Raw genomic sequence first — 23,839 nt, 5'->3', positions numbered from 1 at the left:
AACATGCCTGGGCAAGAAATTTTCCTCCCAATTCCGTTGACGCAACAACGGGGTGCCCCATACCCTCGGCCGGAAACGAGCAGAAGACGGAAACCCCCACATGGTCAACAAGCTTGCCGCCCTCACCCTGGCGGGCAGCCTATTTGCGCTCCCGGCCCTGGCGCAGGATTTCAACCAGCGCCCGACCTTCGGGACCATGGAGCTCACCACCAACTTCCAGCCGGACCCGCGCTCGATCGACGTGACCGCCGGCGGCAACATCAATTCCGAGCGGCTGGGCAATGGCTGCACGGGCTCGATCGCCAATGCGCCGGATGTGCGGCTGCAGTTCCAGGCCGGCCGCTTCCCGCTCTACATCTCCGTGCAGTCGCAGGCGGATACGACGCTGGTCGTGAACCTCCCGGACGGGACCTGGGTCTGCAACGACGACCTGAACGACCTCAACCCGGGCATCGTGCTGGATCGGCCGGCCTCGGGCCAGTACGACATCTGGATCGGCGTCTTCGGCGGCGGCACGGGCATCCCGGCGAAGCTGTCGATCTCGGAGATCCCGCCCCAACGGCGTTGACGCACGCCGTCGATGTGACGCGCCGGATTTGACGTCCGGTTGGCGCGGGTCTGAAATCCGGAGGGCTGGCGGAAGGTTCCGCCAGCCCTTTCTTTTGCGCCCAGGATCTCCGCCCCATGCCCGTGAACAACAGCATCGCCGCCTTCGCCGAAGAGATGACCGAGTGGCGCCGGGACATCCACGCCCATCCCGAGCTGCGCTTCGAGGAGTTCCGCACCTCGGACACGGTGGCGCGGAAGCTGGAGGAATGGGGCATCGAGGTGCATCGCGGCATCGCCGGCACGGGCGTGGTGGGCGTGCTGCGCAACGGCGCTTCGGGGCGCAGCATCGGGCTGCGCGCCGACATGGACGCGCTGCCCATGCCGGAGGAGACCGGCCTGCCGCATGCCTCGACCATCCCAGGCAAGATGCACGCCTGCGGGCATGACGGGCACACGACCATGCTGCTGGGCGCAGCCAAGTACCTGGCGGAGACGAAGAACTTCGACGGGACGGTCCACTTCCTCTTCCAGCCCGGCGAGGAGGGCGGCGCCGGCGCGCGGATCATGATCGAGGAAGGCCTGTTCGAGCGCTTCCCCTGCGACAGCGTCTACGGCATCCACAACGACCCCGGCCTGAAGCTCGGCGAGACCTCGGTCGTGGCGGGGCCGATCCTCGCGGCGTCGGACGGGGTGATCATCACGGTGCAGGGGCGCGGGGGGCATGCGGCGCGGCCGCATATGTCGCTCGACCCGATCCTGGTGGGCGCGCAGATCGTGGTGGCGATCCAGGGCATCGTGGCGCGACGGGTGGACCCGCTGGATTCGGCGGTGATCAGCCTCTGCCAGTTCCATGCCGGCACGGCGAACAACGTGATCCCCAACACGGCTGTTATCAGCGGCACCGTCCGCACGCTGCGCCCCGAGACGCGCGACGAGATGCAGCGGCTGATCACGCAGATCGCGACGAGCACGGCGGCGATGTACGACGCCGAGGCGGTCGTGGAGTACCGGCGCGGCTACCCGCCCACGGTGAACCACGAGGCCGAGACCGAGCGCGCGGCGCTGGCGGCGGCGAAGGTGATGGGGGCCGACAAGGTGATCCGCAAGCGCCCGCCTGCCATGGGGGCGGAGGATTTCTCCTACATGCTGATCGAGCGTCCCGGGTGCTTTTTGAAGCTCGGGCAGGCCGCGGCGGATAAGGGCGGGGTGCCCGTGCACAACACCAGGTACGACTTCAACGACGACGCGCTGCCGATCGGGGCGAGCTTCTTCGCCGCGATCGTGGAGCAGGAGCTGGCGCGGGGGTGATCCCCGCGCACCGCTCCAGCCGAGGGCCGGCGCGTAAGGGTCAGTCCTCGGCCGTCCAGCCTTTCCGGCGGAGGTGGATGATCTGCGCCGTCACCCCGATCACAAGGGCGGCCAGGAGAACGGCCTGGGATCCGAGGAAGAGCGGTGACTTCGGGTCGGTGACGAGAGGGTGCCCGTCCGGCACGCGGCGCAGCACTTCGCTGACGGTGGGCACCATCAGGAGAAAAGCCGTCAGGCTCAGGCATATCGTCTCGATGTAGGTGCCTGCGCGCCCGAGGCCCGGCAGCCGCCCGGCGGAAAAGCCCGCGACCAGCAGGATGATCGTCGCGGCACCGATGCCGTAGCTGGGCGGTGCATGCGCGACGAGAAAGACGGTCACGGCGCCGATCAGCATGAAAACGAAATAGGCGATGCCGGTTCCGGACCGGGGCACGATCCGGCCGTGGCGGGCGAACATGTAGAAGGCCAGGGGGATGGCCGGAAGGCTGCCGAGCGTATGAACCCAGCCGAGGGGAGAGATGCCGAACATCCAGGGTATCCTTATCTTCGAATTGCGTATGCGCATCCGATCGCGAGGGAATGAAGTTTATCGGATGAACTACCTACTGGTTGGTAGATTGGAGGCCGGGGTTTCAGGCCCCTTGGCCGCCGGCGGTCAGTTCCGGGGGATGAATCGCTCCAGCAGCGGATGGACGATGTCGCCGAACATCCTGGCGTCGCCATAGGCGCGCGCCGAGAGCATGGCGCCGTGGACGGTGGCCATGAAGATCTCGGCCTCGGCCCTGGCGGTCGTCGTCAGATGCAGGCTGCCCTGTCTCGCCCCACGCTCGAGCAGAGAGGTCAGCCATGCCGACAGCGCGCGGAAATGGGCGCGGACCTCGAGCACGATGTCCTCGGGGAGAACCGGGATCTGGCTTGCCAGCAGGGCACAGATGCAGATCGGGGCGGTCGCGTCCGCGATGCAGGCCTCCCAGTAGCCCGCATAGGCGCGGAGCTGGCTGGCGGGATCGGGGACATGGCGCTCCAGCTCGGCGATGCCCGCCTCCGCCTCCTCGCGGTAGCGGGCCACGAGTGTGCGGACCAGGTCGGACTTGCTCGGAAAATGGTGGTGGATGCTGGCGTTGCGGATGCCGATCACCTTCGAGATGTCGGCATAGCTGAAGCCGTTGTAGCCGCCCTCCAGGATCAGGGTTCGGGCACAGCGCAGGATGGCGTCCGAGGTGTTAGAGAGATTGGACATGCCCTGTGTCTACCTACTAGTAGGTTGGATGTCAAGCCGGCGCGGCGCGGCGCGGGACGGCGGCCTGCGGCCGTCGCCCGACGCGCGCTTCGGTGCCTAGGCCTTCCCTGCCGGCGCCAGCCCCGCCAGCGCCGCCGCCAGCCGCACTCCGGCCGCCGTGCCGTCGACCAGCGGCACCGGAACGTCCTTCGCCAGCATGGGCGCCAGCCCGGCCAGCGGGCCGCCCGCCAGGATCACCACCTCCGCGCCGTCCTGCTCGATGCTCTGCCGGCAAAGATCCAGGATCACGTCCCGGCGCTCCTCGGCCACCCGGCCCGGGTCGCCCGAGAAGGCCGGCCCCATCCGGAACCCCGTGCAGCGCCCCGCCAGCCCCGCCCGTTCCAGGCAGTCCACGAACATGGGCTTCAGCGCCGCCGTGAAGCTCACCACGCCGAAGCGTCGGCCCAGCAGGCAGGCGCCGTGGAAGGCGGCCTCGCTGATGCCGATCACCGGGACATCGAAGAGCAGCTTGGCCGCGTCCACGCCGGGATCGCCGAAGCAGGCCACGACGGCCGCGTCGAAGGTGCCGCGCCGGGCCTTCAGCGCGTCCACCGTCGGCGGGCCGGCGACCATCCAGTCCGCCCGGGTCACGATCAGCGGCAGGCCATAGGGGGCGGTGACGGTCTCGACCGTGCAGCCCTCCGGCGCCGCGGCCTCGGCGGCCAGCGCGATCCGCGCCGTCACCGAATCGGTGGTGTTGCTGTTCACGACGAGGATGCGGCAGGGCATCGGTGGCTCCTGGAGGGTGTTCACGCTTCTGATGGTGCCCGGCCAGCGGGAAGTGCTGTATCCTATCCCGCGATGGCTCCCGACACCCAGGCCCTGGCCGATCCCGGCCCCAGCTACACCGGCGCGATCCGCGGCGCGACGGCGCCGGGCCGCGGCAAGTTCCTGGGGCGGATCGGCACGCGCGCCGCCGTCATCCTGATCCTGATGTTCTCCGTCCTGGCCTTCCTGGCCGGCAACTCGCTCTTCCTGCTGACCCGCCAGGGCGCGATCATCGAGGAGATGGGCGTGCGCGACCGCGCCGCGATCGAGGCCGTGGACGACTTCTCCAACGACGTGGCCGACTTCGCCCAGGGCTTCGCCGCAGTGCTCGCCGGCGTCCTGCCGCCGACGGTCACCGCCGTGCGCATGCAGCGCAACGCCGAGGGCATCATGGAGAGCTTCGACCTCCTGATGTCCATCGTCGGCAGCCGGATCGACCCCATCGCCGCCGCCGGCGCCCGCGACATGCGGGCCCGCCTGCCCGACCTGGGCGAGCGCACGCGCGACGCCTTCGCCCGCCGCCAGCGCGACCAGTACGCGCCGCTGCAGGAGGAATGGCTCGACATGGTCGTGGCCTTCAACCGCCTCTCCAGCGACGCGCGGGCGATCGCGAAGTCGGATGCCGACGCCAACCTGGCCCGCGCGCACCAGCTCCAGGTGGAAGGGCGGCTGCTGACCCTGGTGGCCGCGGGCGTCGGGCTGCTCGGGCTCGTGCTGGTGTGGTTCGTGCTGGTGCTGCTGACGGCGCGGCCGCTTTCGCGGCTCGCGGGCTCCATGCAGAAGCTCGCCCATGGCGAGGCCGAGGTGGAGGTGCCGGGCGCCGACCGGGCCGACCAGGTGGGCGAGATGGCGCGCGCCGTGGAGGTCTTCAAGACGAATCTCGGCAACACCAACCGGCTGATCGAGCAGGCACTGGAAGGCTCGCGCCGCACGGCGGTCGTGACGACACAGGCGAGCCAGGCAATCGGCCAGGTGAGCGAGGGCGCGATGACCCAGCTCGCCGAGCTCCGTCAGGTCTCGGACGCGCTGGGCCACACGACCGAGGCCGTGGCCGATGTCGGCCGCAGCACCCAGCGCGCGCGCGACACGGCGACGGAGGCGCAGTCGCTGCTGGGCGAGAGCCTGGAGAAGGTGCGCCAGCTCATCGAGACCGTGGATGCGGTGGGCGAGGACACGGAGCGCGTGACGCGCATCGCCGGCACCATCGCGAAGATCGCGACGCAGACGAACATCCTCGCCATCAACGCCGCCATCGAGGCGGCGCGCGCGGGCGAGCACGGGCGCGGGCTGGCGGTCGTCGCCGAGGAGGTGCGGGCGCTGGCCGCCAACACCGAGGCGCTGGCGCAGGAGATCGCCGACGTGGTGCTCGCCGCCGGCCGCCGCACGCGCGAGGGCGCGGGCACCGCCGCCGCGGTGGGCGAGGCGATGGACGATTTCGAGCGGCTGACGGGGGAGAGCGCGCGGCTGGCCGCGGCCATCGCCGTCGCCATGGAGGAGCAGCAGACCACCATCGCCTCGCTGGACGAGCGGGTGGCGGTGCTGACGCGGATCGGCCAGTCCAATGCGACGGCCGCGGAGGAAATCACGGTGACGATGATCGACCTGTCCCGGCTCGCGAGCGAATCGCGCAGCGCGGTGGAGAGCATGGCGGCCCGCCCGGAATGACGCCCACAACCAGCGATGGTCGCCGCAGCACGTTGATGCGCGCGCCGAATCCGGCCGCGGCTGCGGCCGGCGCCGCCCACTCTACCTTCCGGCACGCGGTTCAGCGGCGCGGCGAAGCCAAGCGGCCCGGAGGGCCGCGCCCGGCGTCTGAGGGCACGAAAAAAGCAAGGCAGTCAGAATGACTGCCGAAATACTCGTCGTCGACGACAGCAGCTTCAACCGGCTGCTGCTGAAGCGAAGGCTTGCGGAACTGGGCTACGGCGAGCCCACCATGGCGGTGAACGGCGTCGAGGCGCTGGCGGCCATCGCGAAGAAGCCCTTCGACGTGGTGCTGCTCGACCTCGAGATGCCGGAGCTCGACGGCATCGGCGTGCTGGAGCGGCTGCACGGCATGCCGAACGCGCCGCCGGTGATCGTGATCTCCGCGCAGACGGAGATGTCGGGCGTCATCCGCTGCATCGAGCTGGGCGCGGAGGACTACCTCCCGAAGTCCTTCGATCCGCCGCTGCTCAAGGCGCGCCTCCAGGCGGTGCTGGAGAAGAAGCGCCTGCGCGACCTGGCCGCCGAGCGGCTGCACGCGCTGGAGGCGGAGCTGGAGAGCGCGCGCCGCGCCCAGCTCTCGCTGGTGCCGCGCGATTTCGCGGGGTTGTCGCGCGGGAGGCTGACGGTGGCCGCGCATATGGAGCCGGCGCGCGAGGTGGGCGGCGACCTCTACGACATGCGCTGGATCGGCAAGCGGCACCTGATGTTCGTGGTGGCCGACGTGGCGGGGAAGGGGGCTTCGGCGGGCCTCACCATGGCGCGCAGCATGGGGCTGATCCGCGCGGGCGTGCGGCTGGCCGACGCGAAGGGCGAGATCCCCGATCCCGGCGACCTGCTGGCGCTCGCGAATGACGACCTGGCTCTCGACAATCCGGAGATGACCTTCGTGACCGCGGCGCTCGGCATCCTCGATGCCGAGACGGGCGAGGGACGGCTCTGCGTGGCGGGGCACGAGGCGCCGCTGCGGCTTGCGGCGTCGGGGGTACAGATGATGGACGGCTATTCCATCCAGCCCGCGCTCGGCGTGATGGAAGAGTTTCCCTATTCCAGCGCCCCCTTCGCGCTGGCGCCCGGCGAGACGATCCTGCTGCTGACGGACGGCGTGACCGAGGCGCAGGACCATGCCGGCGACCTCTTCGGCAAGGACGCCGTGATCGAGGCGCTGGCCGGGCAGATCGACCCGAAGCCGGCGATCGAGGTGCTGCTGAAGGCGGTGGCCGGCTTCGTGAAGGAGGCGCCGCCGGCGGACGACGTGACGGTGCTGGCCATCCGGTACGCGGGCTGAATTTTCAGCCGCGGTTGGGCGTGCCGAGCGTGTGCGTCGCGGGCGGCATCATGACGTCGTCGAAGCTCTGGGTGAACATCGCGGCGGCGAAGAAGGCGACGGCGCGCAGGGTCTCGCCGCCGGTGTTCGCGAGATCGTGCTTCTGGCCGACGGGCAGGATGAAGACGCTGCCGGGGCCGACCTGGTGCACCGTGCCGTCCTCGATGCGCAGCTCGCCGGTGCCGGCGATGAGGTACTGGGTCTCCTCCGTCGCATCGGTGTGCCAGTCGAGGCGGTGTCCGGGCTCGATCTCGTAGACGATGGTCGAGGATTGCGTGGCGCCTCGTCCGCCGGTCAGGGCGAAGGCGCCCGACCATCGCACGGCCGGGTCCGCGGCGCCCCAGACGGTGCTGCGCGCGAGGGCGGCGGAGTCGATGACGCTGGCCATGGACGTCCCTCCTTGGCGAGAGCCTCCGAGATTAGGAAGCCCCGAGGGGCAAGGCCAGGGAATTGTATTCCATCAAATGAATGGAAGGGGCGGGCGGCGAGGCTACAGCCCGTCCGGCTCCAGCAGCAGCACCGGCTCGCCATTCCCCAGCACGCCGACGCCGCCCACTCCCGGTGTTCCGGCCAGCGCCGGGTGCAGCGGCTTCAGCAGCAGGTCCGTCCGGCGCCCCACGCGATCCACGGCGAGCGCCAGAGCCCCCGCCGGGCGGCGGATCATCACGATGGCGCTGCTGCGCGATGCCGGCAGGCGCAGCACGGATTCCAGCGTCGTGACGGCCTGCCCGGCGGCCAGCTGCTCCGGCCGGATGACGGCTTCGACGCGCCCGGCGGGCAGGGCATAGGGGTGTCCGGCCGCCTCCACCAGCAGCACGGGCTGGATGGCGGCCGTCAGCGGCAGGTCGAGGACGAAGCGGGTGCCGGCGCCGGGCTGGCTCTCCACGCGGACGGAGCCGCCGGCGCGGCGGGCCGCATCCTGCACCACGTCGAGGCCGACGCCGCGGCCGGAGGTCTCGCTGACGGCGTCGCGCGTGGAGAAGCCGGGCAGGAAGAGCAGCGCGTGGACCTCGGCCCGGCCGAGCCGCGCGCCGGCCTCGGCAGCGATCAGCCCGCGCGAGACGGCGCGGGCCAGCACGGCCGCGTCGTCGATGCCGCGGCCGTCATCGGCGATGCTGACCAGCAGGCGCCCCGGCTGGCGGTCGGCGACGAGGTGTAGCCGCCCGGTCGCGGGCTTTCCCGCGGCGAGGCGCTCGGCGGGCGGCTCGATGCCGTGATCGACGGCGTTGCGGACGAGGTGCAGCAGCGGGTCGGCCAGCAGGTCGGCCAGGCTGCGGTCGATCTGCACGTCCTCGCCCTGGACCTCGAGCGCGACCTGGCGGCCCTGGGATTCGGCGGTGGCGCGCAGCACGCGCGGCAGGCGCATGGCGAGGCTGGCGAAGGGCACCACGCGCAGCTCCAGCACCGCCTCGTCGAGCTGGCCGAGGGCCAGGGACAGGCGGCCGCTCGCGCGCTCGGCGAGGCCGGAGGTGGCGCGCAGCCGCTCCAGCGCATTGCCCAGCACCAGCGCGGCGCGGGCGGGCAGGCGGGACTGCAGGGAGGCGAGGTCCTCCAGGGCGGTGCGGGCATGGGGGGCGCTCAGCGCCTCGCCGAGGGAGAGCGCGGCGGCGCGCAGCTCGGCCTCCAGCGCGATCACGGTGTCGATGCGGTCCTGCCGGACGCGCATGGTGGGGGCGGGGGGAGGGGCGTCGGCCGCGGCGAGGTCGGTGAGGGCGCCGCCCTCGGGATCGGCCTCGGCGCGGAGGGCGGCGAGCTCCTCCGGCGGCAGGTCGCTGGCGACGAAGATGTCGAGCGCCTCCGGCGGGCCGGCGCTGCCGAGGACCTCGCCGATGCGGGCGAGGAAGGGCTCGGCGATGGCCTCGGCGGTGGGCAGCGGGCCGAGGCGCAGGCGCCAGATGCGGTGGCCGGCGGCGAGGGCGGCGGCGGCGCGGGCATGCGAGGAGGCGGGCAGCGCGGCGGCCAGCCCCGGGGTGAGCGGCGGCGGTGGGGGCCGCACCCGGTCCGCGAGCGGGGCGAGGCGCGGCGCGGCGAGGGCCTGCCGGAACTCCTCGCGCAGTTCGGCCAGCCGCTGGAGCGCGGCCTCGCCGGACCGGCAGGCGAGGTCTTGGATCTGGCGGGCCAGGGCCTCGGCGGATTCGTCGCCGACGGCATCGGCGCTGGCGGCCAGCCGCTCGGCGGCGGCCAGCAGGCCCGGGCCGGGATAGTCGAGCGCCACGGCCAGCGCCTCGGCGGCGGGGCGGAGATCGCCGGTCAGCGCAGGAACGGGCTCGCCGGCCTGCAGCAGCATGAGCGCGCGGCGCAGCCGCCCCAGCGCGGCGAGGCGATCGGGCGCGGCCGGGACGTTCTCCAGCAGGGCCGCGAGCCGCGGCAGCTGTGCCTCGCGCGCCGCCCCGGCGATCGCCAGGGCATGGGACGGCGCCTCGGCCAGCCCGGCGAACTCGGCCGCGAGCAGCGAGGCGAGGGTCAGGCGCAGCGGGTCGAGCGCGGGGGCCGCGGCCGGCGCGGCGGCGGGCGCCGGAGCCGGGCGGCCGTCGGCCAGCGCGCCGAGCCGCGCGAGCAGCTCGGCCGGTGGCGCGCGGTCCTGCCGCTGGTCGAGCAGGGCCGAGCGCTGGCCCCGCAGCGTGTCCACCGCCTCCAGCAGCGCGTCGCGGGCTGGCTTGTCGAGGGCGAGCCGGCCGGCGCGGGCCAGGCCCAGCACGTCCTCCGCCTTGTGCGCCAGCCCGCCGATCCCGTTGGCGCCGATCGCGGCCGACATGCCCTTGAGGCTGTGCATGGCGCGGAACAGCACGTCGATGGGGGCGTCGCCGGCGAGGCCCTGCTCCAGCGTGTCGAGGTGCTCGGCCGTCTCGGCGGCGAACTCCTCCCAGAGCGGGTCGTCGGCCTCCATCGCCTAAAGCGGGATGATCGGAGGCGCGAAGGCGCCGGAGATCTGAATCCCGCACCCCCGCAAATAAAGCGGGATGATCGGAGGCGCGAAGGCGCCGGAGGTCTGAATCCCGCGCCCCGGCAAATAAAGCGGGATGATCGGAGGCGCTGACGCGCCGGAGATCTGAATCCCGCGCCCCGGCAAAATGCCGGACCATGATGCGGTGAGCGAATGCGAGCTCGTCATGGCCTAGCCTCCCACGGCCTGCCGCGCCGTGGCGAGGATTTCCGCGCCAGCGCGCTCGGCGATGTCGGGCGAGAGGGCGCCGGAGGGCTTGGCCACGGCCGCAAAGGCACCGCGGCGCAGCGCCTCCAGCGCGGCCGCGCTGCCGGGATGCGCGGCGGAGGAGACGACCACCACCGCGCCGTGGCCCGCGATCGCCCATTCCGCCAGGAAGCCCATGCCGTCGAGCACCGGCATCTCCAGGTCGAGCAGGGTGAGGTCCGGTCGCAGCTCGGCCTGGACGGCGAGGCCCGCGGCGCCGTCGGCGGCCTCGCCCACCACGGCGAAGCGCGGGTCGCCGGCGAGGATGCCGCGCAGCATGCGGCGCATCATCGCACTGTCGTCCACGATCAGCGTGCGGATGGGACGCTCCGCCGCAACCGGTTCCGGCCCGGGCTGCGCCTCGCCGGAGGCGATGGCGGCCAGCGGCTCGGCGGCGGCGCGAAGGATGTCGAGGTCGGTGACCTCGTCGAGCTCGCGCAGCCTGGCCTGGAGCGGCGCCATCTCCATGCCATCGGCCATGCCGCGGAGTTGGTTCAGCGCGTGCTGCGCCGCCGCGAGGTCGGCGGCGAGGGCCAGGTCGGCGCAGAGGGCCGAAAATTCCTCGCGGAAGGCGGCGAGCAGCTCGTCGTCCATCAGAGGGGGTCCATCAGAGGGGGTCCATCACGCGGGATCCCAGATGCGGCGCAGCCGCAGCCCGATCGCCTCGGGGGCCAGCGCCTCGGCGGCGGGGACGCCGGCGCGGGTGGCGTGCGGCATGCCGCTGACCACCGCGGAGGCGCCGCTCTGCACCAGGATCCGGCCGCCGGCGCGGGCGAGGGCCGCGGCCCCGGCCGCGCCGTCCTCGCCCATGCCGGTCAGCACCACGCCGCAGGCCGGCAGTCCCAGCAGCGCGGCCGACCGGAAGAGCAGGTCGGCCGAGGGGTGCACCGGCGCCGATGTCGGCGTGAAGCGCAGCGCGAAGGCGTCGCGCACGCGGACCAGCACGGCGTCGGTCGGCAGCAGCGAGGCCTCGCCCGGGACGAGCAGCGTGCCGTTCCCCGCGACGCGGACCGGCCAGCCGGCGCGCCGCTGGAGCTGGCCCGCCAGCTCCTCGGCGAGGCTCCGCGGCATGTGCTGGGCGATGACCACCGGCACCGGCAGGGGCCCGCTCGCCGCCAGCAGCGCGGCCAGCGCGTCGGGCCCGCCGGTCGAGGCGGCCATCAGGACCAGCGGCGGCTGCGCATAGTCGCCCGGCGGCGCCGGCTCCTCGACGGCGACGGGCTGGCGCTGCGCCTGCGCGGCCGCCCAGTGCCTGAGACGGTCGCGCAGCGCGCGGTCCAGATGGCCGAGGTCGACGCCGCCGAAGCCGGTCTCCTTGCTGACGTAGTCCGAGGCGCCGGCCTCCATGGCGGCGAGCGCGGCTGGGCTGTGGTCCTGCGTGTGCTGGCTGACCATCACCACGGCGGGGGGATTGGGCAGCGCCATGATGCGCCGCGTGGCCTCGATGCCGCCGAGGATGGGCATCTCCACGTCCATGGCGACGACCTGCGGATGGTGCGCGCGCACGGCGGCGATGGCGGCCTCGCCGTCGGCGGCCTCGGCCACGACATGCAGGTCGCCCTCGGCCTCGATGATCCGGCGGAGCGCGATGCGCATGAAGGCGCTGTCGTCCACCACGACCACGGGGATGCGCGACATCAGAGCGCCCCCAGCCGGTGCGGCGAGAGCACGGGCAGCGGCGCGCCGCCGAGCCGCGCGATGCCCTGGACCAGCCCGTCGCGCAGGACCAGCGGCGTGATGTCGGCGGCGGGCAGGGCGCGGACGCCGGCCACCTGCTCGACGGCGACCAGCACCTCGGGCCGGACGGCCAGGCGGATCAGCGGCGCGGATCCCTGCGCGAGGGCCGAGACGCCGCCCAGGACGAGGCCGCCGTCCAGCACCGGCAGCACGGCGCCGCGATGGGCGGCGACGCCGGCGAGGCCCGGCCGCGGCGTGGGCAGCGGCTCGGTCGGCGCCAGGATGGCGACCACGGATTCGGCCGGCAGCGCGACCTCCATGCCGGCGACGCGGCAGACCACCAGATGGCGCTGCGGCACGGGGACCAGCGGCGCGGCCTCGGTCGCGGGCGGCGCGTGGGCGAGGGCGTCGCGCGCCTCCGCCGTGTCGAGCCAGCCGGAGAAGCCGGCCGTGGCGGGGGTCGCCGGCCCGGCCTCGATGCGCGCCGCGGGCAGGCCGAAGCGACGGCCGCCGTGATGCAGGACGAGCAGCAGCGTGGGCTCCTCGCCGGCCGCTTCCTCCATGCCGGCGGCGAAGCCGATGGCCAGGACGAGCACCGGCGCGCCGCCCGCCTCGGCCAGGCCCGCGACGCCGGCGGGCGCGCCCGGCATAGGGCGGAGCGGCGGCATGGGCAGGATGTGCTCGGCCAGCGCGGCCGGGACGGCCAGGGCGATGCCGCCGAGCGAGAGATGCAGCGCCGCGAGGCCGGAGACGCGGCGCGCCGGCGCGGGCGGGGGCGGATCGGTGAAGGCGGCGGGCCCCGGCGGCGCGGCGCGCGGCGGCGCCTCGGCCGGGACGGCCTCGCCCTGGGCGAAGGCGAACCAGCCGCCGCCGGGCAGGGCGTGCAGGACGGCGTCAGACATCGGGCGCCTTCCAGACGGATTCGCCGCAGGCGGCCATCCCCGCGGGCGCGCGGTCGGAGGGGCCGAGCGCCAGGAGGCCGCCCGGCCGGAGCGCGGCGCGCAGGGACGCGGTGACGGAGATTCGCGCCGGCTCGGTCAGGTAGATCAGGACGTTGCGGCAGAAGATCACGTCGAAGCCCTCATCCGCCCAGCCCAGCAGGTTGCGCCGCTCGAAGCGCAGCAGGCGGCGCAGCGAGGGGTGCAGCCGCGTGTGGCCCGAGGCGTCCTCGAACCAGCCCCGCAGCGCCGGCGGCACCAGGGCCAGCGGCTCGCCGAGGCCGGGCGCGATGGCGCCGGCCTCGGCGCTCGCGAGCGCGGGACGGCAGAGGTCCAGGCCCAGCACCTCGATGGCCGTGCCGGGCGCCTCGTGCGTGGCCTCCTGGGCCAGGGCGGCGAGGGTGAAGGCCTCCTCGCCCGTGGCGCAGCCGGCGGAGAGCATCCGGAAGGGCCGCCCCTCGGCGCGGGCCGCGGCGAGGCCGGCGGGCAGCAGCGCCGCCGCGACGGCGCATTGCGCGGGATGCCGGAAGAGCCGCGTCTCCTGCACCGTCACGGCGTCGAGCAGCGCGGCCCAGTGCGGATCGTCCACGTCCGGGGCGCCGGTGTCGCAGGCGTCCACGAGCGCGCCGGCCCGGCGGAGGCGGGCCTCCAGCACGGGCGAGGCGGCGAAGCCGACCAGGGATTCGAGCGCGCCCGTCATCGCCGCCGCGCCGGGCGGGTTGGGGGACGTGACGGGCGCCGCGTCGCTCAGGCGGCGGCGGCCTCGGCCCGCGTGGCGAAGGCCGGGATGATCTTGTCGAAGCCGCTGATCTCGAAGACCTCGCGCACCGGCGGCTGCAGGCCGACCACGGAGAAGCTCGCGCCCGCCGTCTTGGCCTGCTTGGCGGCCTTCAGCAGCACGCGCAGCCCGGCCGAGGAGACGTAGCGGACATTGGCGAGGTCGGCGATGACGCCGCCCTTCTCCAGCAGCGCGAGCAGCGCGGTCTCGGTCTGCGCGGCGGTCGCCGTGTCGAGGCGGCCGTCCAGCACGGCCACGGTCTTGCTGCCCTCGGTGGTCTCGGTGATTTCCATACGCTCGCTCTCCGTGCTGGTTCGCCCCGCAGCCGGGGCGCTTTCTGAAATGCAGAGTATCGCACATCCGCCGCTTCTGTAATCGGCCCCTTCGATGACCGCGATCGGCCGTGCCCGAATCTTTCCTTGCCCTTCCGCCGTATCGCGGCCGGGCGCCGCGCGGCCTGGCGCGCGACCTGGCGCGTCGGTGGCGCGGCGAAGGCAAGGCGGCGGAGCCGCCGCCCACCGTTTGAGGGCATCAATCCATCTTCAGGGAGCAGCTCAGCCGGTTGGTGGCGCCCAGCCGCTGGTAGCGCGCGCCCTGGGTCAGCTTGCGCACCAGGTGCACGCCGAGGCCGCCCACGTCGCGCTCCTCGAGCTCGGCCTCCGTGTCCACGTCCTCGCGGGCCAGCGGGTCGTATTCCGGCCCGTCATCCTCCAGCACGAGGTCGAGCGCGTGCTCGCGCGGCGTGACGTCGAAGGCGAAGTAGGTCGCGCCCGTGGCATGCATCGCGACATTGGCCGCGATCTCCTCGGCCACGAGGTTCAGGCGGGCGGCGACGGTCATGTCGATCTCCGCCTCCTCGGCATAGGCCTCGAGCGCATCCATGAGCTGCTCCACGCTGTCGAGCGTGGCGGGCAGCCGCCGGTGGAAACCGGGCCTTTGAAAACCGGGCTGGGCCAATTGGTTCGCGTCCCTCCATTGAAGCGGGCCCAGGCTAGACTGGTTCACGGCGCCTTGCATCCGCCGCTTGACGGATCATGCCCGGGCGTCCAATCCCAACGCCGTTCGGAGGACAATCCCTTGTCCGGAAATGACATTTCCATGACAGCGCGGACCATGGACCGCCATCGCCGGATGAAGCTCGGCGGGCTGGTGGGGCTGCTCATGCTGGCCCAGGCGGCGGCAGGGCTCTTCGCCCTCTGGTACAGCCACGCCGCCGAGGCGCGGAGCCGCGAGCAGCTGGGTGCCATCGCGGCGTCGCTGGACGCCGTGCGCGGCGCCCAGGCGAGCTTCGGCGTGCAGGTGCAGGAGTGGAAGAACATCCTGCTGCGCGACCGCGACCCCGTGCTCTCCGCGCGGCATCGCGCGGCCTTCCAGGGCGCGGCGGAGGCGGTGCAGACGCGGCTCGCGCGCGCCATGCAGGATCCGGGGCTGGCCGCCGAGCGCGTGCCGGCGATCCGGGGGATGCACGCCGCGCTGCTGGAGCGCTACGGCACGGCGCTGCGGGGAGCGGACCTCGCCACGCTGGACGGCCAGACCGCCGCGGATACCGCGGTGCGCGGCGCCGACCGAGCGCTGCAGATGCGGCTCGACGAGCTGGCCGACGCCCTGGCCGAGGCGCACCGGGCGGAGGCAGCGCATGCCGGCAGCGCCGCCGAGGCACTCTATGCGGAACTGCGGCTCGTGCTCTTCCTCTGCGCGGGGCTCGGCCTCGCGGTGACGATGCTGCTCCTCGTCATGGCACTGCGACGGGGCTGATGGAGCAGCTGGCCGGCCTGTTCGGGGGGCTCGGCCTCTTCTTTCTCGGCGTGAAGGGCCTCTCGGGGCAGCTTGCCGCGATGGCCGGCCAGCGGATGCGGGCCGCCATGGCGCGGGGGACCAACCGGCCCTGGCAGGCGGCGATGCTGGGGCTGATGCTCGGCGCGCTCACGCAGAGCAGCAATGCCGTGACCTTCATCGCGGCCTCGATGCGCACGGCCGGGATGCTCCCGCCCGGCCGGGTGATGCCGCTGCTCGCCTGGGCGAATGTCGGGACGGCCGGGCTCGTGCTGGTGGCGACGCTGGACCTGCGGCTCGCCGCCTTCTGGCTGCTCGGCGCGGTGGGCTTCGCCAGCTATTTCGCGACCGACGGCGGCGGGCGCTGGCGGCCGATCCTGGCGGCCCTGGCGGGGCTCGGCTTCATGCTGCTCGGGCTCGGGCTGATCAAGGCCGGCGCGGCGCCGCTGCGCGAGCTGGAGATCGTCCGCGCCATCCTCGCCTTCGGCGGCAGCGCCTGGCTGCCGCCCTTCGTCGCGGGGGTGCTGGTCACGCTGGTGGCGCAATCCTCCTCCACCGTCACCATCCTCGCGATCACGCTGAAGGCCGCGGGGCTGCTGAGCTTCGACCAGGCGGTGGCGACCATCTACGGCGCCTCGCTGGGCTCGGGCCTCGCGGTGCTGCTGCTGGCGGGCGGGCTGGAGGGCACGGCGCGGCAGCCGGTGATCGGCCAGGCCCTGCTGCGCGCCGTGGGCGCCGCGGTGTTCCTGCTGGCGCTGGAGCTGGAGCGCGGCCTCGGCGTGCCGCTGGTGATCTGGCTCGTGGAGCGCCTGGCCCGGCAGCTGGACACGCAGCTCGCCCTCGTCTTCCTGCTGCTGCAGCTCGTCACCGCGCTGCTGGCGGCCCCGTTCCACAAGCTGCAGGTGCGGCTGCTGGAACGCTGGGCGCCGGCCAGCGCGGGCGAGGAGCAGTCCCGGCCGCGCTATCTCTATCCGCAGGCGCTGGAGGACGCGCCCTCGGCGCTCGACCTCGTGGCGGCGGAGCAGCGCCGGCTCACCGAGCGGCTGCCTGCGGTGCTCGACCCCGTGCGCGAGGAGGGCGAGGGCGGCCCGGCTGCGAGCGAGGCCGCCAGCGCGGCGCTGGAGCAGGAGATCGCCCGCTTCATCGCCGCCCTGCTGGCGCGCGAGATGCCGGCCGAGGCGCTGCAGGATGCCGTGCGGCTGCAGGCGCGCCTCAACCTGCTGACGGCGCTGCGGGAGACCCTGGGCGAATATGTGGTGACGGCCCAGGGCCTGCTGGACGACGGCATGGTGCGGCCGGTCTCGGCCATGGCGGAGGCGCTGCACCTGCTGCTGGAGGAGCTGCGCGAGATGGACGAGCCGGCCGAGGCCTCCTGGCTGGCCGAGCTCGCCTCCGACCGCGGCGAGATGATGCAGCGGCTGCGGCGCCAGGTGGCGGGCGCCATGCAGGAGCGGTTCTTCGCGCTCACCGGGCTCTTCGAGCGCGCCGTCTGGCTGGTGCGGCGGCTCGCGCTGCTGGAGGCCGGGCGGGTTTGACTCTTCGGCGCGCAGCGACGGAAGCTGCGCGAAACGGGGAGACAGCCTCATGAACGACGGTCCGCCGATGACGGAACGCGCCAGCGCCGCCGAGTTCGACGCCTATCTGGAGGGCGTGAAGCGGCTGGTGCGGGAAAAACTCATCCCCGCCGAGCCGCGCCTGGAAGGCACGGAGACGCTGCCGGAGGACCTGACGCAGCTGCTGCGCGACGCCGGCCTCTTCGGCATCTCGATCCCGGTGGAGATGGGCGGCTCCGGCCTCACCATGGAGCAGCAGGTGCGCGTGATGTTCGAGGTGACGCGCGCGAGCAGCGTCTACCGCGCGCGCTTCTCCACCACGATCGGGCTGGGCTCGCAGCCGATCCGCTACAACGGCACCGAGGCGCAGCGCGCGGAATGGCTGCCGCGCATGGCGAGCGGCGAGGTGACGGCGGCCTTTTGCCTCACGGAGCCCGAGGCCGGCAGCGACGCCGGGGGCCTGCGGACCTCGGCGCGGCGCGAGGGCGGGGAGTACGTGATCGACGGCAGCAAGCGCTACATCACCAATGCGCGGCAGGCGCAGGTCTATATCGTGATGGCGCGGACCGATCCGGCGTCGAAGGATGCGGCGGGAATCTCGGCCTTCATCGTGCCGGCGGGGACGGCGGGGCTGAGCTGCGGGCCGGCGGACCGCAAGATGGGGCAGGACGGCAGCGCGACCTCCGAGGTGTTCTTCGACGAGGTGCGCGTTCCCGCCGGGAACCTGATCGGCGGGCGCGAGGGCGGCGGCTTCAAGACGGCCATGCGCGGCATCAACCACGCGCGGCTGCATGTGGCCGTGACCTGCGTGGGGCAGGGGCAGCGGCTGCTCGAGGAGGCGCTGGCCTATGCGATGGAGCGCCAGCAGTTCGGCCAGCCGCTGGCCGAGTTCCAGATGGTGCAGGGCATGCTCGCGGACATGCGCTGCGAGGTGCAGGCGGCGCGCAGCATGATCCTGGAGACGGCGCGTGCCTTCGACGCGGCGGGCGAGGCGCAGGGCCCGATCATCGCGGATATCGCCTGCTGCAAGCTCTTCGCCTCGGAGATGGTGGGGCGCGTGGCGGACAAGGCGGTCCAGATCCATGGCGGCGCCGGCTACATGCGGGGGACCGTGGTGGAGCAGCTGTTCCGGGACGTCCGGCTGTTCCGCATCTTCGAGGGTGCGTCCGACGTTCAGCGATTGCTGATCGCCAAGGACATGATCCGGGGCGCGAGGCGATGAGGCGCCGTGTCCTCCTCGCCGCGCCCGCGCTGCTGGCCGCGCCGGCCCTCGCGCAATCCTGGCCCAGCGGGACGATCCGCATCGTCTCGCCCTTCACGCCCGGCGGCGCCTCGGACGTTCTGGCGCGCTTCATCGCGCCGGCGCTGCAGCAGGCGCTGGGCGTCAATGTGGTCGTCGAGAACCGGCCCGGCGCGGGCGGCAATGTCGGCATGGAGTACGTGGCCCGCTCGGCGCCGGACGGGCAGGTCTTCGTCGTCTCGGCGGCGGCCGCGGCGATCAACCAGTCGCTCTACCGCAACCTGAGCTTCGACCTGCTGCGGGATTTCGCGCCCGTCACGGTCATCGCGATGGTGCCCAACGTGCTGTCGGTGCATCCCTCGACGCCGGTGCGCACGGTGGCGGAGTTCGTCGCCTGGTCCAAGGCGAAGCCGGGCGGGATCAGCTACGGCTCGGCCGGGATCGGGACGCATCCGCACCTCGCGATGTCGCTGTTCTGCCGGCGCGTGGGCGTGGAGGGCACGCATATCCCCTTCCGCGGATCGGCGCCGGCGGTGACGGAGCTGGTCGCGGGACGGCTGGACGCGGTGTTCGAGAACCTGCCACCGCAATCGGCCTATCTGCGCGCGGGGACGCTGCGCGGGCTGGCCATCTCGTCGCGGGAAAAACATCCGGATTTTCCGGGCCTGCCGCCCTTCGGCGAGGCCATGGGCTGGCCGGATTTTTCCCCGGTCGCCTGGCAGGCGCTGCTGGCGCCGGCGGGCACCCCCGCCGGTATCGTGGAGCGGGTGGCGGGCATCGTCGCCGCCACTTTGCGCGTGGAGGAGAATGCCGCGCGGATCCGGGGGATGGGCGCGCTGCCCTCGGGCATGCCGCCGGCGGAGTTCCGTGCTTTCCTGGCCGCCGAAGTCGCGACCCTCGCCGAGGCGGTGCGGATCAGCGGCGCGGTGGTGGAGTAGGCATGGACGGAATCAGGACGCGGGCGACGGAGCTCTTGGGCATCCGTTACCCGATCGTGCAGGGCGGGCTCGCGCGCGTGGCCAAGGCCGAGTTGTGCGCGGCGGTGTCGGCGGCGGGCGGGCTGGGGCAGATCGCCACGGCCGGGCTCGACGGCGCCGGGGCGCTGCGGGCGGAGATCCACAAGGTGCAGGCGGTGACGGACCGGCCCTTCGGCGTGAATTTTCCGCTGGGGCGGATGGACATCACCGCCATGCTGGAGGTGGCGCTGGAGGAGAAGGTCCCGGTCATCGCGCTGACGGCCGGCAATCCCGCGCCGTGGATCAAGCGGATCGCAGGCGCGGCGAAGATCCTGGTGCTGATCGCGGGGCCGGAACTCGCGAAAAAGGCCGAGGCGGCGGGCGCCGACATGGTCGCGACCGTGGGCTACGAGGGCGGTGGTCACATCGGCCGCAGCGACGAGACCTCGCTCGTGATGGTGCCGCGCGTTGTCCGGGCGGTGTCGATCCCGGTGCTGGCCTCGGGCGGCTTCGCGGATGGGGCGGGGCTGCTGGCGGCGCTGGCCCTGGGGGCGGAGGGCGTGGAGATGGGCACGCGCTTCGTCGCGACGGTCGAGGCGCATGCGCATCGGAACTACAAGGAGGCGCTGGTGGCGGCCGAGCCGGGGCGGACCATGATCATCAAGCGCTCGCTGGGGATGCCGGGGCGCGTGCTGGACAGCGCCTACGCGAAGAACGTCGCGGCGCGGGAGATGGCGGGGGCCGCCGCCGAGGAGATCGTGCCGATGATCGCGGGGACGATGAACGCGCTCGGCACGGATGAGGGGCGGATGGAGGAGAGCTTCGTCTGGGCCGGGCAGAGCGTGGGGCTGATCGATGCGATCCTGCCGGCCGGGGAGGTCGTGCGCCGGATGGCGGAAGAGGCGCGGGCGGGGATGAAGCGGCTGTCCTCGGCGTTCTGAGGGCCTTTCGCGGCCGAACCTGCGTTGGTGCCGTGCGGTCCTGCTGTCTGGCGAAGGCGGGATGATTTGAGCGGTGTGCGGCGCTGGAGCCGCCAGCGGAGGCGTAGCGGCCGCACGCCGGGGCACCGCTGCGGTGTGGGACGGCGGCCATCGTCTGGCGGCGCGAGAACTGGTCGCGCCCCGCTCAGTCCTTCCTCGGCATCCTCTGCCTCGCCGCCATCTGCGACTGGTTCAGACGCCCATGGACCTCAGTGAGTGTGCGAAGGATTGATCCCCATCTTCAGGATATCCTGCAACAGGCTCCAGGCCTGCACCATCTTCGGCTGGCGGAAGTGAGCGTAGTATCTCAGGCCGAGATCATTGGCTGCCTGTGCACGTGGGCCAGGTACCCGGGACCACTCGTAGAGCAGATGGCCAATTCCTCCAGGTACCGGCATGTACTTTGCCTTCATCGCGACTTCATCGTCCGGACACACTGCCCGAAAGAACGGCAGGTCCTTGGCATAAAGCAGGTTCTTCGTATTGATCTGAACCTCGGCCAGGGAGCCGCTCTTGCTCACGATGACCTTCCAGTCGGAATAGCCCTTCGGATTGCTTTTCTTCGGTTTTTCCTCGCGCACGCTCCAGCCGTTACTGGGGATAAAGAATTTATGTATGCAATCCTGGAAGACCTTTTCGCCCTGCGCATCGTCGTTCACCGCGATGGTGCAGCGGGCCAGGTCTTTGATCGCCCACCAGTCGCCATTGTACGTACCTTCGCCGAACTCCATCACCTTTTCGGTGGCTCGCGCCATGCCCTTCACCGTTTTGGAGGTCGCGGCGACGCAGTTGTTTGCCGCGGCCACGGCATTGGCCGTTTCGCGCAGCGCTTCCATGGTCTTGTCCGCGTACCTGTACGCGTTGGCCCGCTTGATGTCGTGGACCTTGGACTGCCATTCGTTCAACGGGTAAACGCCGCTCATCGCAATCTGGCCTCAAATTGTCTGGACCATTGAGATTGGCGTATAAATTCCTGGATGTCGAACTTTGTTATGTAACCAGGCCACATAGGTAGACGGCTCCGGCGCCGCCCGACGCCCATCCGTTGACTGTCTTGTTTCCTGAAGAGATCCGCTTCCGGTGCGGACGGCTCCCTGGGCCGTCGAGGGGGCTTCGCTGCTCGGCTGCCTCAACAAGAACCTGCGCTTCCGCATCTCCGATAAGTCCTTGAATTGATGAGGGTCCAGGGAAGGTGTTCCCTGGTGGGGGAGCGCGAGGGGGCGAAGCCCTCTCGCAGACCCTTGGCGAAACGGCGTTACCGCCTCACAAGCGCGCCATGAGTCACGACATCTTCGCCCAGCTGCGCGACCGCGCCATCGCGGCTTTGCAGGCCCTCCTCCCCGAGCTTCCGGCGGAGGCCTATGCGCGCGTCACCATGGAGCCCCCGCGCGAGGCGACGCATGGCGACATGTCCACCAATGCCGCGCTGGTGATCGGCAAGGCCGCGAAGATGCCGCCGCCGAAGCTGGCCGCGCAGCTGGCCGAGGCCCTGGCCGCGCTGCCCGAGGTGGAGGAGGCCGCGCCGGCCGGCCCCGGCTTCGTGAACCTGCGGCTGCGCGAGGATTTTCTGCGTGCCCAACTCCCGATCATCCTGAAGGAGCGCGAAGCCTTCGGGCAGGGCGACGCCAAGCCGGGCCGGGTGAATGTGGAATACGTCTCCGCCAACCCGACCGGCCCGATGCATGTCGGCCATTGCCGCGGCGCTGTCGTGGGCGACGGGCTCGCGGCGCTGCTGGCCAAGGCGGGCCACGACGTCACGCGCGAATACTATATCAACGACGCCGGCGCGCAGGTGCAGGCGCTCGGCTGGGCGGCCTACTGGCGCTACCTGGAGGCGCTGCCGGTCGCGGCGCACGGGCTCTGGGCCGAGGGCACGGCGCCCGAGGAACGCAAGGCCGCCGTCGAGGCCGCCTATGGCACCACGCTGCAATATGGCGGCGAGTACCTGGTCTCGGTCGGCGTGGAACTGGCCGCGCGGCATGGCGCGGAGCTGTTCCCGCCCAACCCGGAGAAGCTCGCACTGGTGCGGAGCTTCACGGTGCGGGCCATGATGGTCGAGATTCGCGAGGACCTCGCCGCGCTCGGCGTGAAGCACGACATCTTCGTCAGCGAGGCGGAGCTGATCGCCGAGGGCAAGCTGGAGGAGGCGGAAACCCTCCTCGACAGCCAGGGCCTGATCTACCGCGGCATCCTGGAGCCGCCCAAGGGCAAGCTCCCCGAGGATTGGGAGCCGCGCGAGCAGACGCTGTTCCGCTCCAAGGACTTCGGGGACGACACCGACCGGCCGCTGAGAAAATCCGACGGCACGGGCACCTACTTCGCCAACGACATCGCCAACCACCTGCACAAGATCGAGCGCGGCTTCGACGCGCTGGTCCATGTCTGGGGCGCGGACCACGGCGGCTACGTCAAGCGCATGCAGGCGGCGGTGGCGGCGCTGTCCAACCGGCGGGTTTCGCTGGACGTGGTGCTGGCGCAGATCGTCCATGTCGTGAAGGACGGCCAGCCGGTCCGCATGAGCAAGCGCGCCGGCAGCTACGTCACGCTGCGCGACCTCATCGACGAGGTCGGGCGCGACGCCGTGCGCTTCACCATGCTCACCCGCAAGGCCGATGCGCAGATGGAGTTCGACCTGGACCTCGTGGTCCAGCAGTCGCGCGACAATCCCGTCTTCTACGTGCAGTACGCGCATGCCCGCTGCCGCTCGGTGCTGCGCAGCGCGGGCGATCCCTCGCTGGAGAGCCTGGCGGAGGCGCCGCTGGACGCGCTGACCGACCCGGCCGAGCTGGGCCTGATCCGGCGGCTGGCCGCCTGGCCGCGGGTGGTGGAGGCCGCTGCTGCAGCGCGGGAGCCGCACCGCATCGCGTTTTTTTTGAATGACCTCGCCAGTGATTTTCATCTATTGTGGAACAAGGGCAAGGACGACACCACCTTGCGCTTCATCCAGGCGGATGCGCCCGCGGCCACGCAGGCGCGGCTCGCCTTGGTGGCCGCCACGGCGGCTGTTGTCAGGTCCGGACTCGGGGTGATGGGGGTCACGCCGGTCGAGGAGATGAGATGAACGACACGATGCTTCCCTCCTGGCGGATTCGTCCGCCGGAGAGGGCGTCGGCGGGATGGGGGATCCCGCCGAAGGTCTGGATGATCGGAGGCGGTCTTGCCGGCTCCGTGGTGCTTGCGGGCGCCATCATCTGGGGAATTTCTATGACGGGGTCGCGCGGCGTGCCCCTGATCGAGACGGATGGGCGCCCCTACCGGGTGCGGCCGGACTCGCCGGGGGGCGCGGTGGTGCCCAACCAGCAGGAGCTGATCTTCGAGCGCGGCGCGGGGCGCAACGAGCGCACGGGCGAGGCGCGTCTGGGGCCAGGGCCCGAGGCGCCGCGGCCGGACGTGCTGCGCGCCCAGGCCACGCCGCCGGCGGCTCCGCCCGCTCCGGTGCCTTTGCCGGCACCGAGCGCGACGCTGACGCCTTCCGCGCCGGCGCCCGCCACTCCGGCCCCGGCTCCGCGCACCGCGCCGCCGCCGGCCCAGCAGGCCGCGCGTCCGGCCGCCGCGGCTCCTGCCGCCGGGGGACGCGCGATGGTGCAACTCGCGGCCGCCAGCAGCGAGGAGGGTGCCCGTGCCGAATGGACGCGGCTCCAGCGCCGCGCGCCGGATCTGGCCGGGCGTGCCCACACCATCACGAAGCTCGAGCGGGACGGCCAGCCGACGCTGTGGCGCCTGCGGGCCGGCGGCTTCGCGGATTCCGCGGCGGCGCGCGCCTTCTGCACCCAGCTTCGGGAGAAGAACGTCGCCTGCATCCCGGTGGCCGGCTAGCGC

General features: G+C 72.4%; 23 protein-coding genes. 11 read left to right on the top strand and 12 right to left on the bottom strand.

Translation table 11 applies throughout. The features are described from left to right. Positions 1 to 100 precede the first annotated feature (100 nt). Together AC1ROY_RS07185 and AC1ROY_RS07180 are read left to right on the top strand one after the other, a co-directional pair. Entirely contained in the window at positions 101 to 568 is a 468-nt protein-coding gene (locus AC1ROY_RS07185; protein WP_493147955.1) for a hypothetical protein, read from the top strand. 116 nt (positions 569 to 684) lie between these two features. Beyond that, positions 685 to 1,857 carry a M20 aminoacylase family protein gene (locus AC1ROY_RS07180; RefSeq protein WP_493147953.1) on the top strand — a complete coding sequence of 391 codons (1,173 nt, stop codon included), beginning with the start codon at positions 685 to 687 and terminating at the stop codon, positions 1,855 to 1,857. Between the two features lie 40 nt (positions 1,858 to 1,897). Here the strand turns inward: AC1ROY_RS07180 and AC1ROY_RS07175 are convergent, their stop codons facing one another. From AC1ROY_RS07175 to AC1ROY_RS07165, 3 genes are all read right to left on the bottom strand, one after another. Continuing rightward, entirely contained in the window at positions 1,898 to 2,386 is a 489-nt protein-coding gene (locus AC1ROY_RS07175; protein ID WP_493147952.1) for a hypothetical protein, read from the bottom strand. Between the two features lie 126 nt (positions 2,387 to 2,512). After that, positions 2,513 to 3,097, bottom strand: coding sequence for a TetR/AcrR family transcriptional regulator (locus AC1ROY_RS07170; protein ID WP_493147950.1), 585 nt, complete (start codon positions 3,095 to 3,097; stop codon positions 2,513 to 2,515). 96 nt (positions 3,098 to 3,193) lie between these two features. Next, on the bottom strand, positions 3,194 to 3,865 hold the full coding sequence (locus tag AC1ROY_RS07165) for an aspartate/glutamate racemase family protein (RefSeq protein WP_493147947.1): 672 nt from the start codon (positions 3,863 to 3,865) through the stop codon (positions 3,194 to 3,196). 72 nt (positions 3,866 to 3,937) lie between these two features. On the opposite strand from AC1ROY_RS07165, the gene AC1ROY_RS07160 reads away from it, so the two are divergent. Next, positions 3,938 to 5,569, top strand: a complete 1,632-nt coding sequence (locus AC1ROY_RS07160; RefSeq protein WP_493147946.1) for a methyl-accepting chemotaxis protein — start codon at positions 3,938 to 3,940, stop codon at positions 5,567 to 5,569. Between the two features lie 178 nt (positions 5,570 to 5,747). Continuing rightward, positions 5,748 to 6,896, top strand: a complete 1,149-nt coding sequence (locus tag AC1ROY_RS07155; RefSeq protein ID WP_493147944.1) for a PP2C family protein-serine/threonine phosphatase — start codon at positions 5,748 to 5,750, stop codon at positions 6,894 to 6,896. A 4-nt stretch (positions 6,897 to 6,900) separates the two neighbouring features. Here AC1ROY_RS07155 and AC1ROY_RS07150 read toward each other — a convergent pair whose 3' ends face one another. The 8 genes from AC1ROY_RS07150 to AC1ROY_RS07115 form a co-directional block, all read right to left on the bottom strand. Beyond that, positions 6,901 to 7,323, bottom strand: coding sequence for a cupin domain-containing protein (locus tag AC1ROY_RS07150; RefSeq protein WP_493147942.1), 423 nt, complete (start codon positions 7,321 to 7,323; stop codon positions 6,901 to 6,903). 102 nt (positions 7,324 to 7,425) lie between these two features. Next, on the bottom strand, positions 7,426 to 9,822 hold the full coding sequence (locus tag AC1ROY_RS07145) for an ATP-binding protein (RefSeq protein WP_493147941.1): 2,397 nt from the start codon (positions 9,820 to 9,822) through the stop codon (positions 7,426 to 7,428). A gap of 228 nt (positions 9,823 to 10,050) precedes the next feature. Further along, complete coding sequence (locus AC1ROY_RS07140; protein WP_493147940.1) at positions 10,051 to 10,719, bottom strand: response regulator; 669 nt, start codon at positions 10,717 to 10,719, stop codon at positions 10,051 to 10,053. Between the two features lie 27 nt (positions 10,720 to 10,746). Next, entirely contained in the window at positions 10,747 to 11,763 is a 1,017-nt protein-coding gene (locus AC1ROY_RS07135) for a chemotaxis protein CheB (RefSeq protein ID WP_493147938.1), read from the bottom strand. After that, positions 11,763 to 12,704: a chemotaxis protein CheW gene (locus AC1ROY_RS07130; RefSeq protein WP_493147937.1), complete on the bottom strand. Its 942-nt coding sequence runs from the start codon at positions 12,702 to 12,704 to the stop codon at positions 11,763 to 11,765. Before AC1ROY_RS07130 ends, AC1ROY_RS07135 begins: the two co-directional genes overlap by 1 nt. Next, positions 12,697 to 13,440: a CheR family methyltransferase gene (locus AC1ROY_RS07125; protein ID WP_493147935.1), complete on the bottom strand. Its 744-nt coding sequence runs from the start codon at positions 13,438 to 13,440 to the stop codon at positions 12,697 to 12,699. Before AC1ROY_RS07125 ends, AC1ROY_RS07130 begins: the two co-directional genes overlap by 8 nt. Before the next feature lie 47 nt (positions 13,441 to 13,487). Next, the gene (locus AC1ROY_RS07120; protein WP_493147934.1) at positions 13,488 to 13,811 is read right to left on the bottom strand and encodes an STAS domain-containing protein; all 324 of its coding nucleotides are present in this window, start codon (positions 13,809 to 13,811) and stop codon (positions 13,488 to 13,490) included. 238 nt (positions 13,812 to 14,049) lie between these two features. After that, positions 14,050 to 14,475 (bottom strand): ATP-binding protein, encoded by a 426-nt coding sequence (locus AC1ROY_RS07115; RefSeq protein ID WP_493147933.1) that lies wholly within the window; start codon positions 14,473 to 14,475, stop codon positions 14,050 to 14,052. A gap of 141 nt (positions 14,476 to 14,616) precedes the next feature. Between AC1ROY_RS07115 and AC1ROY_RS07110 the strand changes: the two genes are divergently transcribed. The 5 genes from AC1ROY_RS07110 to AC1ROY_RS07090 are packed head-to-tail and all read left to right on the top strand — an operon-like array spanning position 14,617 to position 19,981. Beyond that, complete coding sequence (locus AC1ROY_RS07110) at positions 14,617 to 15,273, top strand: hypothetical protein (RefSeq protein WP_493147931.1); 657 nt, start codon at positions 14,617 to 14,619, stop codon at positions 15,271 to 15,273. Next, positions 15,273 to 16,826 (top strand): Na/Pi symporter, encoded by a 1,554-nt coding sequence (locus AC1ROY_RS07105; protein ID WP_493147929.1) that lies wholly within the window; start codon positions 15,273 to 15,275, stop codon positions 16,824 to 16,826. Before AC1ROY_RS07110 ends, AC1ROY_RS07105 begins: the two co-directional genes overlap by 1 nt. A 49-nt stretch (positions 16,827 to 16,875) precedes the next feature. Next, on the top strand, positions 16,876 to 18,066 hold the full coding sequence (locus AC1ROY_RS07100; protein ID WP_493147928.1) for an acyl-CoA dehydrogenase family protein: 1,191 nt from the start codon (positions 16,876 to 16,878) through the stop codon (positions 18,064 to 18,066). Continuing rightward, positions 18,063 to 19,022: a Bug family tripartite tricarboxylate transporter substrate binding protein gene (locus AC1ROY_RS07095; protein WP_493147926.1), complete on the top strand. Its 960-nt coding sequence runs from the start codon at positions 18,063 to 18,065 to the stop codon at positions 19,020 to 19,022. The genes AC1ROY_RS07100 and AC1ROY_RS07095 overlap by 4 nt, the downstream gene beginning before the upstream one ends. Before the next feature lie 2 nt (positions 19,023 to 19,024). After that, complete coding sequence (locus AC1ROY_RS07090; RefSeq protein ID WP_493147924.1) at positions 19,025 to 19,981, top strand: NAD(P)H-dependent flavin oxidoreductase; 957 nt, start codon at positions 19,025 to 19,027, stop codon at positions 19,979 to 19,981. Positions 19,982 to 20,229: 248 nt separating this feature from the next. Here AC1ROY_RS07090 and AC1ROY_RS07085 read toward each other — a convergent pair whose 3' ends face one another. Continuing rightward, positions 20,230 to 20,943, bottom strand: a complete 714-nt coding sequence (locus AC1ROY_RS07085) for a hypothetical protein (RefSeq protein ID WP_493147922.1) — start codon at positions 20,941 to 20,943, stop codon at positions 20,230 to 20,232. Positions 20,944 to 21,296: 353 nt separating this feature from the next. On the opposite strand from AC1ROY_RS07085, the gene argS reads away from it, so the two are divergent. Together argS and AC1ROY_RS07075 are read left to right on the top strand one after the other, a co-directional pair. Continuing rightward, on the top strand, positions 21,297 to 23,081 hold the full coding sequence (gene argS / locus AC1ROY_RS07080) for an arginine--tRNA ligase (RefSeq protein WP_493147920.1): 1,785 nt from the start codon (positions 21,297 to 21,299) through the stop codon (positions 23,079 to 23,081). Positions 23,082 to 23,224: 143 nt separating this feature from the next. Beyond that, positions 23,225 to 23,836: an SPOR domain-containing protein gene (locus AC1ROY_RS07075; RefSeq protein ID WP_493147918.1), complete on the top strand. Its 612-nt coding sequence runs from the start codon at positions 23,225 to 23,227 to the stop codon at positions 23,834 to 23,836. The last annotated feature ends 3 nt before the right edge of the window (positions 23,837 to 23,839 follow it).

The sequence above is a fragment of the Roseococcus sp. GW821-FHT12F05 genome (assembly GCF_058806835.1).
This window is presented reverse-complemented; position numbering and strand designations above follow the sequence as displayed.